Source organism: Arthrobacter jinronghuae (genome assembly GCF_025244825.1).
Classification (GTDB): Bacteria; Actinomycetota; Actinomycetes; order Actinomycetales; family Micrococcaceae; genus Arthrobacter_B; species Arthrobacter_B jinronghuae.
Window position 1 is genome coordinate 1,891,095 of sequence record NZ_CP104263.1, and the last position, 13,105, is coordinate 1,904,199.

The 13,105-nt window shown below is 66.7% G+C and carries 11 protein-coding genes; 7 read left to right on the forward strand and 4 right to left on the reverse strand.

What is annotated here, in order from left to right; genetic code table 11:
• Positions 1-24 precede the first annotated feature (24 nt).
• From uvrB to N2K98_RS08845, 3 genes are read left to right on the forward strand one after another with little or no spacing between them, the layout of a single operon-like run.
• Positions 25-2,103 carry an excinuclease ABC subunit UvrB gene (gene uvrB / locus N2K98_RS08835; RefSeq protein WP_255797752.1) on the forward strand — a complete coding sequence of 693 codons (2,079 nt, stop codon included), beginning with the start codon at positions 25-27 and terminating at the stop codon, positions 2,101-2,103.
• A gap of 53 nt (positions 2,104-2,156) precedes the next feature.
• On the forward strand, positions 2,157-2,636 hold the full coding sequence (locus N2K98_RS08840; RefSeq protein ID WP_255865569.1) for a hypothetical protein: 480 nt from the start codon (positions 2,157-2,159) through the stop codon (positions 2,634-2,636).
• Entirely contained in the window at positions 2,599-2,784 is a 186-nt protein-coding gene (locus N2K98_RS08845) for a hypothetical protein (protein WP_255865570.1), read from the forward strand. The genes N2K98_RS08840 and N2K98_RS08845 overlap by 38 nt, the downstream gene beginning before the upstream one ends.
• A gap of 66 nt (positions 2,785-2,850) precedes the next feature.
• Here the strand turns inward: N2K98_RS08845 and N2K98_RS08850 are convergent, their stop codons facing one another.
• Genes N2K98_RS08850 through N2K98_RS08860 form a run of 3 tightly spaced genes read right to left on the reverse strand, consistent with a single transcriptional unit; the run spans position 2,851 to position 7,203 of the window.
• The gene (locus N2K98_RS08850; protein WP_255865634.1) at positions 2,851-4,116 is read right to left on the reverse strand and encodes an alpha/beta fold hydrolase; all 1,266 of its coding nucleotides are present in this window, start codon (positions 4,114-4,116) and stop codon (positions 2,851-2,853) included.
• A 47-nt stretch (positions 4,117-4,163) separates the two neighbouring features.
• The gene (locus tag N2K98_RS08855) at positions 4,164-4,652 is read right to left on the reverse strand and encodes a GNAT family N-acetyltransferase (protein WP_255865571.1); all 489 of its coding nucleotides are present in this window, start codon (positions 4,650-4,652) and stop codon (positions 4,164-4,166) included.
• A 10-nt stretch (positions 4,653-4,662) separates the two neighbouring features.
• Positions 4,663-7,203: a DEAD/DEAH box helicase gene (locus N2K98_RS08860; RefSeq protein WP_255865572.1), complete on the reverse strand. Its 2,541-nt coding sequence runs from the start codon at positions 7,201-7,203 to the stop codon at positions 4,663-4,665.
• Between the two features lie 68 nt (positions 7,204-7,271).
• On the opposite strand from N2K98_RS08860, the gene N2K98_RS08865 reads away from it, so the two are divergent.
• Entirely contained in the window at positions 7,272-8,051 is a 780-nt protein-coding gene (locus tag N2K98_RS08865) for a trans-aconitate 2-methyltransferase (RefSeq protein WP_255865573.1), read from the forward strand.
• A gap of 31 nt (positions 8,052-8,082) precedes the next feature.
• On the opposite strand, the gene N2K98_RS08870 is transcribed toward N2K98_RS08865, so the two are convergent.
• Positions 8,083-8,721: an MBL fold metallo-hydrolase gene (locus tag N2K98_RS08870; RefSeq protein WP_255865574.1), complete on the reverse strand. Its 639-nt coding sequence runs from the start codon at positions 8,719-8,721 to the stop codon at positions 8,083-8,085.
• 94 nt (positions 8,722-8,815) lie between these two features.
• Between N2K98_RS08870 and N2K98_RS08875 the strand changes: the two genes are divergently transcribed.
• From N2K98_RS08875 to N2K98_RS08885, 3 genes are read left to right on the forward strand one after another with little or no spacing between them, the layout of a single operon-like run.
• Positions 8,816-10,549, forward strand: coding sequence for an ABC transporter ATP-binding protein (locus N2K98_RS08875; RefSeq protein WP_255797746.1), 1,734 nt, complete (start codon positions 8,816-8,818; stop codon positions 10,547-10,549).
• Positions 10,546-12,531, forward strand: a complete 1,986-nt coding sequence (locus tag N2K98_RS08880) for an ABC transporter ATP-binding protein (protein ID WP_255865575.1) — start codon at positions 10,546-10,548, stop codon at positions 12,529-12,531. The genes N2K98_RS08875 and N2K98_RS08880 overlap by 4 nt, the downstream gene beginning before the upstream one ends.
• A 9-nt stretch (positions 12,532-12,540) precedes the next feature.
• Positions 12,541-12,957: a GntR family transcriptional regulator gene (locus tag N2K98_RS08885; RefSeq protein WP_255865576.1), complete on the forward strand. Its 417-nt coding sequence runs from the start codon at positions 12,541-12,543 to the stop codon at positions 12,955-12,957.
• Positions 12,958-13,105: the final 148 nt, after the last annotated feature.

Consider the following 13,105-nt stretch of genomic DNA (forward strand, 5'->3'; position numbering starts at 1 on the left):
GCATAGCGGAGTAGTTTTATAGGCATGAGTCTTGCGCAGGACATCAAGAGAGTCGTGGCACCGTTTGAGGTCATCAGTGACTACAAGCCCGCCGGTGACCAGCCCACCGCCATCAAGGAACTGGCCGAGCGGATCAATGCCGGCGAGAAGGACGTTGTGCTGCTCGGTGCCACCGGTACCGGTAAGAGCGCGACGGCGGCCTGGCTGGTGGAGCAGGTGCAGCGGCCCACGCTGGTAATGGTGCAGAACAAGACGCTGGCCGCCCAGCTGGCCAACGAGTTCCGGGAGCTGCTGCCCAACAACGCGGTGGAGTACTTCGTCTCCTACTACGACTACTACCAGCCCGAAGCCTATGTCCCGCAGACGGACACCTTCATCGAGAAGGATTCCTCCATCAATGAGGAAGTCGAACGCCTGCGCCACTCGGCCACCAATGCCCTGCTGACCCGGCGCGACGTCATCGTGGTGGCGACCGTGTCCTGCATTTACGGCCTGGGCACCCCGGAAGAGTACATCGAGGCGATGGTGACCCTGCGCCGGGGCCAGCAGATGAACCGCGATGACCTGCTGCGCCGGTTCGTAGCCATGCAGTACGTCCGCAATGACATGGACTTCCACCGCGGCACCTTCCGCGTCCGCGGCGACACCGTGGAAATCATCCCGATGTACGAAGAGAACGCGATCCGCGTTGAATTCTTCGGCGACGAGATCGAGAACATCTACACCCTTCATCCGCTGACCGGCGACGTCATCCATGAAGAGACGGAGATGTACGTTTTCCCGGCGTCGCACTACGTGGCCGGCGAGGACCGGATGCACCGTGCCATCCGCCAGATCGAGGACGAGCTCCAGGTGCGGCTGAAGGAACTGGAATCGCAGAACAAGCTGGTGGAAGCGCAGCGGCTGCGGATGCGGACCACCTATGACCTCGAAATGATGCAGCAGATGGGCTTCTGCAACGGCATCGAGAACTACTCGCGGCACATCGACGGCCGCGGCCCGGGCACCGCCCCGCACTGCCTGCTGGACTACTTCCCGGACGACTTCCTGCTGGTGGTGGACGAATCCCACGTCACCATTCCGCAGATCGGTGCCATGTACGAAGGCGACATGTCCCGCAAGCGCACCCTGGTGGACCACGGCTTCCGGCTGCCCTCGGCCATGGACAACCGCCCGCTCAAGTGGGACGAGTTCCTGGAGCGGATCGGCCAGACCGTGTACATGTCCGCCACCCCCGGCAAGTACGAACTGTCCAAGGCGGACGGCTACGTGGAACAGATCATCCGGCCCACCGGCCTGGTGGACCCGCAGGTGGTGGTGAAGCCCAGCAAGGGCCAGATCGATGACCTGCTCGGCGAGATCCGCACCCGTACCGAACGGGATGAACGCGTCCTGGTGACCACCCTGACCAAGCGGATGGCAGAGGACCTGACCGGCTATCTGCTGGAGCACGGGGTCAAGGTGGAATACCTGCACTCCGACGTCGACACGCTGCGCCGCGTGGAGCTGCTCCGCGAACTGCGGATGGGCACCTTCGACGTGCTGGTCGGCATTAACCTGCTCCGGGAAGGCCTCGACCTTCCCGAGGTGTCCCTGGTCAGCATCCTCGACGCCGACAAGGAGGGCTTCCTGCGTTCCTCCACCTCGCTGATCCAGACCATCGGCCGTGCCGCCCGTAACGTCTCGGGCGAGGTGCACATGTACGCGGACCGGATTACCGACTCCATGGCCAAGGCCATCGACGAGACCAACCGCCGCCGCGAGATCCAGGTGGCGTACAACAAGAAGCACGGCGTGGACCCGCAGCCGCTGCGCAAGAAGATCGCGGACATCACGGACCAGCTGGCCCGCGAGGACGCCGACACCAAGGCTCTCCTGGCGGAGGCGGCCAAGCAGAAGACGAAGGGCAAGGGCAAGGGGGTCCGGAAGGACGGTCTGGCAGCTGCCCCCGCCGAGGACCTCACCAGCCTGATCGCGTCCATGACCGAGCAGATGCATGCCGCTGCGGCCGAGCTGCAGTTCGAATTGGCGGCCCGGCTGCGCGACGAGGTGGGGGACCTGAAGAAGGAACTGCGGCAGATGCAGGCCGCCGGGCACGCCTAGGCGGGCGCTGCCCGGGTCCCTGCGGTGTCAGAGGCGGCGGATAGGCTGGCGTTATGTTCTTGACGCTGCCTTCCCCGCTTCCGGATGTACCGCCGGAGGTGCTGCCGGATGGTGCTCCGGCTCTTTCCGTCGACAGTGCACCATGGTGGGAAATCCTCGCTGCCCTTGGCCCGCTGGCGGTCCTGCTCGCCGGCGCCCTGACCTTCTTTATCGGCTGGAAGACACTGGAGCAGCGCCGGAAGGCGGATCAACGCTCGGAATGGTGGACCCGCGCCCAGTGGGCCATCGAAGCTTCCCTGTCTGATGATCCCCGGCGGCAGGAGACGGGACTGGGCGTCCTGGACCTGCTGGCCCAGAGCGACCTTGCCGGAACCGAGGAAGCGGCTATCATCAGCATTGCGTGGGCACGCCCGCTGACGGCGATAGTGGACTCGACCGGCGATATGAGCCAGAATGAAAACATCACGAGCGCACCCGGAACGGAGGAGGCTGACGATGACAACAGCAGCACTGCCGCTGGCACGCGGTTCTAAGGCTCCCGCCGATCAGGCTGAACGAGAACGAGATCGAGACCGCGAACGGGTGCAGATCCGGGCCGCACGGCTCCGCCTCACCACCGACCGCAAGCTCGGCAAGCCCACCCCGGAATGGGTCCGGAAACTCGCTGACCGTCCGCTCTAGCGGCCCCTAAGACAAACAAAAGGAAGGTCCCCGGTATACCGGGGACCTTCCTTTTGTTTGCCGACCCTATGCGTCCTGGCCGCGGACCATGTCCAGCAGGCGGTTGAAGATGGCCTCGCCGTCGTCCGCAATGCCGTCATGGTGGAAATCCGCGGTTTCCCAGGCCTGAAGTCCCTTCACGGCACCGGCAGTCTCCAGGGAGAGGTCCCGGTCCACGTAAATGTCGTCCGTGTAGACGGCGGCGGCCACGGGCACGGTGTTCCGGGCCAGTTGGCCGGCGTCGTAGAGGGGGTCCCAGTCGGACTTCCGGGCCAGCAATTCTGCTGTGTCGCGAAGCGGGACCAGTGCCGGGTCCTCGTCGAAGTACCAGGGGTAGACCATCTCACCGGTGAAGAGCGGCTCGGGTGCCGTGGGCTCGAACTCGGGGAAGGACTTCAGCACGCGCTCCGCAGCCCAGTTGGTGGCTTCGCCCTGGCCGTAGATGGACTCGTGCATCACCGCGTACAGCGGATTCGCCGCCCGGCTGACCAGCCCGTGGACGGCCTCCAGGAAGGTGTCGGAGAGGCGTTCCCCGGCCGGGGTGGGAATGAAGGCTTCCTGCAGCAGGTAATGCAGGCCGTCTACCCGCGTGTTGCCGCCCAGATAGGAGCCGGCCATCTGGAAACGCCGTACGCTCAGCCGTTCCCCGGAGGGCAGGAACTCCGGGACGGACTCGAGGTGCCGGGCAATCCGCGTAGTGGTTTCCCGGTCCTCGGGGTAGCGGGAGAAGTACTCGGCGTTGCGTGCGGCCACCCGCCGGAAGGTTGCCTCGTAGACCCGGTCCGCCGGACCAGTCAGGGGTGCCAGCCCGCCGGTGATGAGGCATTCGCGCAGCCCCTGGGGCGCGAAGGACAGATAGCTCAGGGTGCAGAAGCCGCCGTAGCTCTGCCCGTAGGTACTCCAGGGACCCGAGCCGAGCGCCTGCCGGGTGAGCTCGGCGTCCGCGACGATGGAATCGGCCCGGAAACGGGTGAGGTACTCGGCCTGCGCCGCGGCGTCTCCGCGCAGCGGCAGGGTCTGCCGGTCCGCCGGCGTGGAGAGCCCGGTCCCGCGCTGGTCCAGCATCAGGATCCGGAAGTGCTTGGAAGCGGCCTTCGTCCAGCCGCCGAACTGCAGCAGCCGGTTGCCCTTGCCGCCCGGACCGCCCTGCAGGTACAGCAGCCACGGCAGCTCCTGCGCTTCGGCGGCGGGCAGTTCGGCGTCGACGTATTCGCGGGCAAAGACGGTAATGGTCTCCCCGTCCGGAACCGCGTGGTCCAGCGGCACCGTGAACCAGTGGTCCGTCACGTTCATTCCGCGCACCGGATACGTGCGCGACGCCGTGTGCGGAACGGCCGCCGTCACTTCGCCGCCTCCGGGGAGGCGCCGAAGGAGGCCAGCGCGTCGCCGGTGAGCCGGAAGGTGGTCCAGTCGTCCTGCGGGAGGGCACCCAGGGACTTGTAGAAGCCGATGGAGGGCTCGTTCCAGTTCAGCACGCACCACTCGACCCGGGCGTAGCCGCGCTCGACGGCGGTTTCCGCCAGCGTGCGCAGCAGCGCCTTCCCGATGCCCCTGGCCCGCGCTTCGGGCCGGACGTAGAGGTCCTCGAGGTAGATGCCGTGCACGCCCTCCCACGTGGAGTAGTTCAGGAACCAGAGAGCGAAGCCCTGCACCGCGCCCCGGTCCACCGCCACATGGGCGAAGATGGCCGGATGCTCGCCGAAGAGGTTAGCTTCCAGCGCCTGAACGGTGTTCTTCACCGCGTGCGGCTCTTTTTCGTAGATGGCCAGGTCATGGATCAGCTCGAGGATGACGGGGACGTCTTCCCGGCGTGCGGGACGGATCTGCATGCTGCCCAGCCTAATCCAGCCGTCCGGCGGTGATCACCTTGATGACGGGGCTGCCGGCCTCGTCCGACGCGGCCAGGTCCACTTCCGCGGTGATGCCCCAGTCCAGGTGGTTGGCCGGGTCCTTGAAAATCTGCCGGACTTCCCATTTGCCGGGCAGTTCCTTGATGATCAGCAGGTTCGGGCCGCGGCCGTCGGGGCCGTCGTCAATGTCCTCGTGTTCCTCGAAGTACGCGTCCAGGACCTCTGCCCAGCGGTCGGCGTCCCAGCCGGCGTCGCCGTCGAGCTCGCCCAGGGCGCGGTCGTCCTCGTCGGCAAAGAGCTTCACCCGGGAGAACATCTCGTTGCGGACCATGACCCGGAAGGCGCGCACGTTGGCGGTCAGCCGGTCCGGCACCGGCGGCAGCACCGGTTCGTCAGACGCACTGGGGTTGATGCCGTTGGTCAGCTCTTCCCATTCGTCCAGCAGCGAGGAATCGGTCTGGCGGACCAGTTCGCCCAGCCACTCGATGATGTCTTCCAGGTCTTCGCGCAGCCGTTCCGGAGGGACGGTGTGCAGCAGGGCCTTGTAGGTGTCCGAGAGGTAGCGCAGCAGCACGCCTTCGGAACGGGCCAGCGAGTAGAACTGCACGTATTCGCCGAAGCTCATGGCCCGCTCGTACATGTCGCGGACAATCGACTTGGGGCTGAGCTCGAACTCGCCCAGCCAGGGGGCACCGGACCGGTACACCTCGAAGGACTGCTCCAGGAGCTCGGCCAGCGGCTGCGGATAGGTGACTTCCTCGAGCAGCGCCATGCGCTCGTCGTACTCGATGCCCTGGGACTTCATGGCGGCGATCGCCTCGCCGCGGGCCTTCTTCTCCTGGGCGGAGAGGACCTGCCGTGGCTTTTCCATGATCGCCTCGATCACGGACACCACGTCCAGGGCGTAGGACGGGCTGTCCGGGTCCAGGATCTCCAGGGAGGCCATGGCAAACGGGGACAGCGGCTGGTTGAGGGCGAAGTTCGGCTGCAGGTGCACCTTCAGGCGGACGGTGCGGCCGTCGGCGTCGGGCTCGGGCAGCACCTCGACAATGCCGGCGGTCTTCAGTTCCCGGTAGATGCTCAGGGCCTTCTTCATCAGGGCCAGCTGCGAGGACCGCGTCTCATGGTTGTTGGTGAGCAGCTTTTTGGCCGCAGTGAACGGATCGCCCGGACGCTCCAGCAGGTTCAGCAGCATGGAGTGGGTGATGTTGAAGCTGGAGGTCAGCGGTTCCGGGGTGCCGTCCACGAGCTTCTCGAAGGTGGGCTTGCCCCAGGACACGAAACCGGCCTGCGGTTTCTTCTTCACCACCTGGCGCAGCTTCTTCTGGTCGTCGCCGAACTTCGCCTGCGCCTTGGCCATGGCCTTGACGTTTTCGATCACGTGTTCCGGTGCCTGTACGACGACGGTGCCGGCCGTGTCGTAGCCGGCCCGCCCGGCACGTCCGGCGATCTGGTGGAACTCGCGGACCTTCAGGGGCCGGGTGCGGGTGCCGTCGTACTTGGACAGGGCGGTGATCAGCACGGTGCGGATGGGCACATTGATGCCGACGCCCAGGGTGTCGGTGCCGCAGATGACCTTCAGCAGGCCGGCCTGCGCCAGCTGCTCCACCAGGCGGCGGTACTTGGGCAGCATGCCGGCGTGGTGCACGCCGATGCCGTGCCGGACCAGCCGGTTCAGCGTCTTGCCGAAGCCCGGGGCGAACCGGAAGCCGGCAATCAGCTCCGCGATCCGGTCCTTTTCCTCGCGGGTGCAGACATTGATGCTCATCAGGGCCTGGGCCCGGTCAATGGCTTCGATCTGGGAAAAGTGCACTACGTAGACCGGGACCTGCTTGGTGGCCAGCAGCTCCTCGAGGGATTCCTGGACCGGGGTCTCCACGTAGTAGTAATGCAGGGGGATGGGCCGCTGCACGGAAGACACCGTGACGGTGTCCCGGTTGGTGAGTTCACTGAGTTCATTCGCGATCCGGGTCATGTCGCCCAGGGTGGCGGACATCAGCAGGAACTGCGCCTGCGGCAGTTCCAGCAGCGGAACCTGCCAGGCCCAGCCGCGCTGCGGGTCCGAGTAGAAGTGGAACTCATCCATGATGACGGTGCCCAGGTCGGCGTCGGGGCCTTCGCGCAGGGCAATGTTGGCCAGGATCTCCGCGGTGCAGCAGATGATGGGGGCGTCCTTGTTCACCGAGGAGTCACCGGTGACCATGCCGACGTTCTCGGCGCCGAAGATTTCGCACAGCGCGAAGAACTTCTCCGACACCAGGGCCTTGATGGGGGCGGTGTAGTAGCTGCGCTCATCGTGCGCCATGGCGTGGAAATGCGCAGCAATCGCCACCATGGACTTGCCGGACCCGGTGGGGGTGGCCAGGATGACGTTGTTCCCCGTCACCAGCTCCATCACTGCCTCGTCCTGCGCCGGGTACAGCGACATTCCCCGGCTCTCCACCCACTCCAGGAAGGACGTGTAGGTCTCGTCGGGATCGATGGTGCGGGTGCTGGACGGGCCGGAGGCAAGCTGCTCAAGAAGTTTCATGTCCATACCAGACTAACGGGGACGTGCCGGTCCCGTTTTCCGCGGGGTGCGGCGGTAGGCTCGGGCGCATGAAATGGGACCCGGAAAAGTACACACAGTTCTCCTCGCACCGCGACCGTCCGTTCTTCGACCTCACGGCCCGGGTAGCGGCTTCTTCCCCGGCCCGGGTGGTGGACCTCGGCTGCGGCACAGGGGCCCTCACCGCCTCGCTCGCGGCCCGCTGGCCGCAGGCGCAGGTCACCGGCGTCGATTCCTCGCAGGAGATGGTCGACTCGGCCCGGGCCCTGGAGGGCGCGCCGTCGAACCTGGACTTCGTGCAGGGCCGGATCGAGGACTGGGAACCGGAGCCGGGCACGGACGTGGTGGTGTCCAACGCCGCACTGCAGTGGGTGCCGGGCCACCAGGACCTGATGCGCCGGTGGGCCAAGCAGCTCGACGACGGCGCCTGGCTGGCCGTGCAGGTGCCTGGCAACTTCACCGCACCCTCGCACGTGCTGATGCGGGAGCTGGCGGCGAGCGCCGCCTGGGCCCCGAAGCTGGAGGGGGTGCTGCGCCATGCCGACGCCGTGGACGAACCCCGGGACTACCTTGCCCTCTTCACCGAGGCCGGATTCGAAGCGGATGTCTGGGAGACCAGCTACTCCCAGGTCCTGCCCGGCGTGGACCCGGTCCTGGAATGGGTACGCGGCACCGCCCTGCGTCCGGTGATCAACGCGTTGTCCGCCGACGACTTCGCCGCCTTCGAAACCGAATACGCGGCGCTGCTGCGCGAGGCCTACCCGCAGCACGCCTGGGGAACAGTCTTTCCGTTCCGGCGCCTGTTTATGGTGGGGCGGAAGGCGGCCTAGCGGCGCACCCTAACGGCAAGGAACGCGGCAGCTACCAGCCGCGTTCCTTCCATTCCCGCAGGTGCGGACGCTCGGCCCCCAGCGTGGTGCCGGCGCCGTGACCGGGGTGCACCACGGTGTCATCCGGCAGATAATCGAACACACGTTCGAATACATCCTGGTACAGCTGCGCAAACCGTTCCGGATCCTTCTGCGTGTTGCCCAGCCCGCCGGGGAAGAGCGAATCCCCGGTAAACAGGTGGGCCGGTCCGTGCGGGTCACGGTAGAGCAGGGCAACGGATCCCGGTGTGTGGCCGCGCAGCGAGATCGCCTCCAGCTCGAAGTCGGGGAACGTGCCGGTGTCCCCGTGCTCCAGGGGAACAAGCGTGGGTACCTCAATGTCGGGGATGTCCGCCGTACCGGCCGCGGTCTTCGCGCCGGTGGCCGCCGCCGTTTCGGCGAGCGCCCGGACATGGTCCCAGTGGCTGTGCGTGGTGATGACCAGTTCCAGCTTCGCCGGCACTGCCGCGTCCTGCGCACCTTCGGCCAGCAGCCGCTGAATGGCGGGGAAGTCGGCGGCGGCATCGATAAGCACCTGAGCACCGGACGCCTTACCGGTGAGCAGGTAGACGTTGTTGTCCATCTCGCTGACGGACACGCTGCGGATAGTGATGTTCTCCAGGTCTTCCATTCCGCCAGTCTAGCGATCCGGCCCCGCACCGGCCCGGGGGCAGCAGTCCTATCCGGGTATTGTCTGCGCTCGCGGACGGGCGTACGTTGCAAGGATGCTTCTGAGGCTGGTCCGGGAAAATCTGGCCCCCTATAAAGGCGCCGTGGCCGCCGTCGTTCTCCTGCAGCTGCTGCAGACCGTCGCCACGCTGTATCTGCCCACCCTGAACGCGGACATTATTGACCGCGGCGTGGTTACCGGGGACACGGACGTCATCATGCAGGTGGGCGGCTGGATGCTTGCCGTCACGGCAGGCCAGGTCCTGTGTTCCGTCTCGGCCACCTATCTGGCGTCGCGGGTGGCCATGAGCGCCGGCCGCAATATCCGGGCGGCCCTGTTCACCAATGTGGAGACCTTTTCCTCCCGGGAAGTCGGGCTGTTCGGCCCGCCGTCGCTGATTACCCGGACCACCAATGACGTGCAGCAGGTGCAGATGACCCTGCTGATGACGTTCACCATGATGGTTTCGGCTCCCATCATGGGAGTGGGCGGGGTGCTGCTGGCACTGAACCAGGACATACCGCTCTCCGGCATCCTGCTGTTGATCCTGCCCGCACTGTTCCTGGTGATCGGACTGGTGCTGAAGCGCCTGATTCCCCTGTTCCGGCGGGCCCAGCGGCAGATCGACCGGGTCAACTCGGTCCTGCGGGAACAGATCATGGGAATCAGCGTCATCCGCGCGTTCATCCGGGAGCACTCCGAGCAGGACCGCTTCGCCGGGGCGAACAGGGACCTCACCTCCACTCAGCTGCGGGTGAGCCAGCTGCTGGCCCTGCTGTTTCCCGCCGCCATGCTGGTCGCCAACCTCGCGACGGTCGCGGTGATCTGGTTCGGCGCGTTCCGGATTGACGCCGGGCAGATGCAGATCGGTGCACTTACGGCATTTATCGCGTACATCATGCAGATCCTGATGGCGGTGATGATGTCCATGTTCATGATCATGATGCTTCCCCGTGCAGCGGTCTGCGCCGAACGTATCTTCGAAGTGCTGGATACCCGCACCAGCGTTGCCGATGCCCCCGGGGCGGGGAAACTGGCGTACGACGGCGGGAGGCTCACCTTTACCGACGTCGGGTACAGCTACCCGGGCGCCGAGGACCCGGTGCTGTTCAACCTCAGCTTCGAGGCCCTGCCCGGGGAGACCACAGCCATCATCGGTTCCACGGGGGCGGGGAAGACCACGCTGCTCAACCTGGTTCCGCGGCTGCTCGACTCCACCTCCGGCAGCATTGCCGTCGACGGGCAGGACATTGCCGGGGTGACCCTGTCCTCGCTGCGCCGCGGCATCGGGCTGGTGCCACAGCGTGCCTACCTCTTCAGCGGCACCATCGCCTCGAACCTGCGCTTCGGCCGGCCGGACGCCACCGACGCTGAACTCTGGGAGGCCCTGGAGACCGCCCAGGCGGCTGACTTCGTCCGGGCCGCAGAGGGGGGACTGGACCATCAGGTGGAACAGGGCGGGGCCAACTTCTCGGGGGGGCAGCGGCAGCGTCTGGCGATTGCCCGGGCACTGGTGGTCCGGCCGTCCATCTACCTCTTCGACGACAGCTTCTCCGCCCTCGACTTCGCCACGGATGCCCGGCTCCGGGCGGCGCTGAGGCCGCAGACCCGGGATGCCACGGTAATCGTCGTGGCACAGCGGGTGAACACCATTACCGACGCCGCGAAGATCCTGGTGCTCGAAGAAGGGCGGATCGCGGGGCAGGGAACCCACGCGGAGCTGATGGCATCCTCGGACACCTACCGGGAGATCGTCGCTTCGCAGCTCACCGCAGAGGAAGTGGCATGAGTACGCCGGGGGTACGGGGACGCCCGGGAGCTGCCGCAACCGTCAAGCCGGAGAACTTCGCCGCCAGTGTCCGTCGGATCCTGGTGCTGATGGCACCGGACCGGATACGGGTAGCGGCGGTACTGGTTGCCGCCGTCGTCTCCGTGGCGCTCGCCGTCAGCGCGCCCCGGATCCTCGGGGAGGCCACCAACGTCATCTTCGACGGCTTCATCGGCCAGGGCCTGCCCGCGGGGATGTCCAAGGAGGCACAGGTACAGGCACTGCGGGACTCGGGGGAGCGGCAACTGGCGGACATGCTCGCGGCGATGGACGTGGTCCCGGGACAGGGGCTGGACTTCGGGAGACTGGCGGGGATCCTGCTCGGCGTGCTGGGGATCTACCTGGCGGCCTTCGCCTTCGGCTGGTTCCAGGCACGGGTGACCGCCCGCATCGTGCAGAACGCCATGTACCGGCTGCGCCGCGACGTCGACGGCAAACTGTTCCGGCTGCCCATGTCCCACTTCCAGCAGCAATCGCGGGGTGACGTCCTCAGCCGGGTCACCAACGACATCGACAACCTGGCCCAGACCCTCTCCCAGAGCCTGACCCAGATCATCACCTCGGTCCTGACCATCGCGGGCGTGCTGGCAATGATGGTGTCCATCTCCCCGCTGCTGGCTCTGATCGCCGTGATTACCGTGCCCGTCTCGGCCCTGGTCACCGTCCTCATTGCCCGGCGCTCGCAGGCAGAGTTCAAAACCCAGTGGAAGTCCACCGGCGAGGTGAACGGCTATATCGAGGAAATGTTCACCGGACAGGACGTGGTGAAGGCGTTCGGCCAGCAGGAGCGGGTCATCGAAGGCTTTGCCCCCGCCAACAACCGTTTGTACCGCTCCGCCTTCCGCGCCCAGTTCGTCTCGGGCATCATCATGCCGGCCATGATGTTCATCTCGAACCTCAATTACGTGGCCGTGGCGGTCGTCGGCGGACTGCAGGTTGCCGGCGGGCAGCTGTCCATCGGCGGCGTGCAGGCCTTCGTGCAGTACAGCCGCCAGTTCAGCCAGCCGCTGGGACAGCTCGGCGGGCTGATCAACATGCTCCAGTCCGGCGTCGCCTCCGCCGAACGGGTGTTCGCCCTGCTTGACGCGAAGGAGCAGCAGCCGGACCCTTCCCGGCCCGAACACCTGAAGGCTGTGCGGGGCCGGGTTGCCTTCGAAGACGTCTCCTTCAGCTACAGCCCCGATGCGCCGTTGATTCGCAATCTGTCCTTCACCGCGGAGCCCGGGCAGACCGTGGCCATCGTGGGCCCCACCGGCGCCGGCAAGACCACCTTGGTCAACCTCCTGATGCGTTTCTACGAGGTGGACGCGGGCCGCATCACCATCGACGGGGTCGACATTGCCCGGCTGCGCCGCGAGGAACTGCGCAGCCACATCGGCATGGTGCTTCAGGACGCCTGGCTGTTCGAGGGCACGGTGCGGGAGAACCTGGCCTACGGCGCACCCGGCGCCACGGAGGAACAGATTGTCGAGGCGGCGCAGGCCACCCACGTGGACCACTTCGTCCGATCCCTCCCGGAGGGCTACGACACCGTACTCGGCTACGACGGCGGGGCGCTGAGCCAGGGCCAGCGGCAGTTGCTGACAATCGCCCGGGCCTGGCTTTCGAACCCGTCCATCCTGGTGCTGGACGAAGCGACCAGTTCCGTGGACACCCGCACCGAAATCGCCATCCGGCTGGCAATGAACGCCCTGCGGCAGGACCGCACCAGCTTCGTGATTGCCCACCGCCTGTCCACCATCCGGGACGCGGACATCATCCTGGTGGTGCGGGACGGGCGGATTGTGGAGCAGGGAACCCATGAAGCGCTGCTGGAGGCCGAGGGGTTCTACACCGAGCTCTACCGCTCCCAGTTCGCGGGACCCGCTCAGGAGGCCGCGGCGGACGTCGCCGGGCCGGACGCGGGCGGGGTTTCGGCGCCGGCCGATCCGGCCGGGCACTAGCATTGCAGCATGACGCCTGACACAACCCATGCAACCGCACTGACTCCTGCCGGCAACGATGCCGGTGTGCTGGCAGGAGTCCGGATCGACGCGGCCAGCTCGGTCCCGCCCTACGAACAGCTGCGCCTGCAGATCCTGGACGCCGTGAACGAGGGACGCCTCGCCATCGGGACCCGGCTTCCACCGGTGCGTGCACTTGCCGGACACCTCGGACTGGCCGTCAACACGGTGGCGAAGGCCTACCGGGAGCTGGAGCAGGCGCAGGTGGTCACCACGCGGTCCCGCGCCGGCACGGTTGTCGCGGCGGGCGGCGATACCGGCCGCGGCCGGGTGGCGGAAGCTGCCGCCGCGTATGCCGCGGCGGTGCGGGCCAACGGCGTCTCGGATGACGACGCCGTGTCCCTCCTGCGGGCGGCCCTGCAGTAAACCGAAACCTCCGCTCCGGCTTGCGATTCTGCGCGCTGGCGTGTCCCCGCAACGCCGCCCCACAGCACAGCATCCCACTCGGTGGCACTGCTGATGCTCGTGGGATCCCAGACGGTACCAGCCGCCCCAAACCGTGGGACCCCGTGCA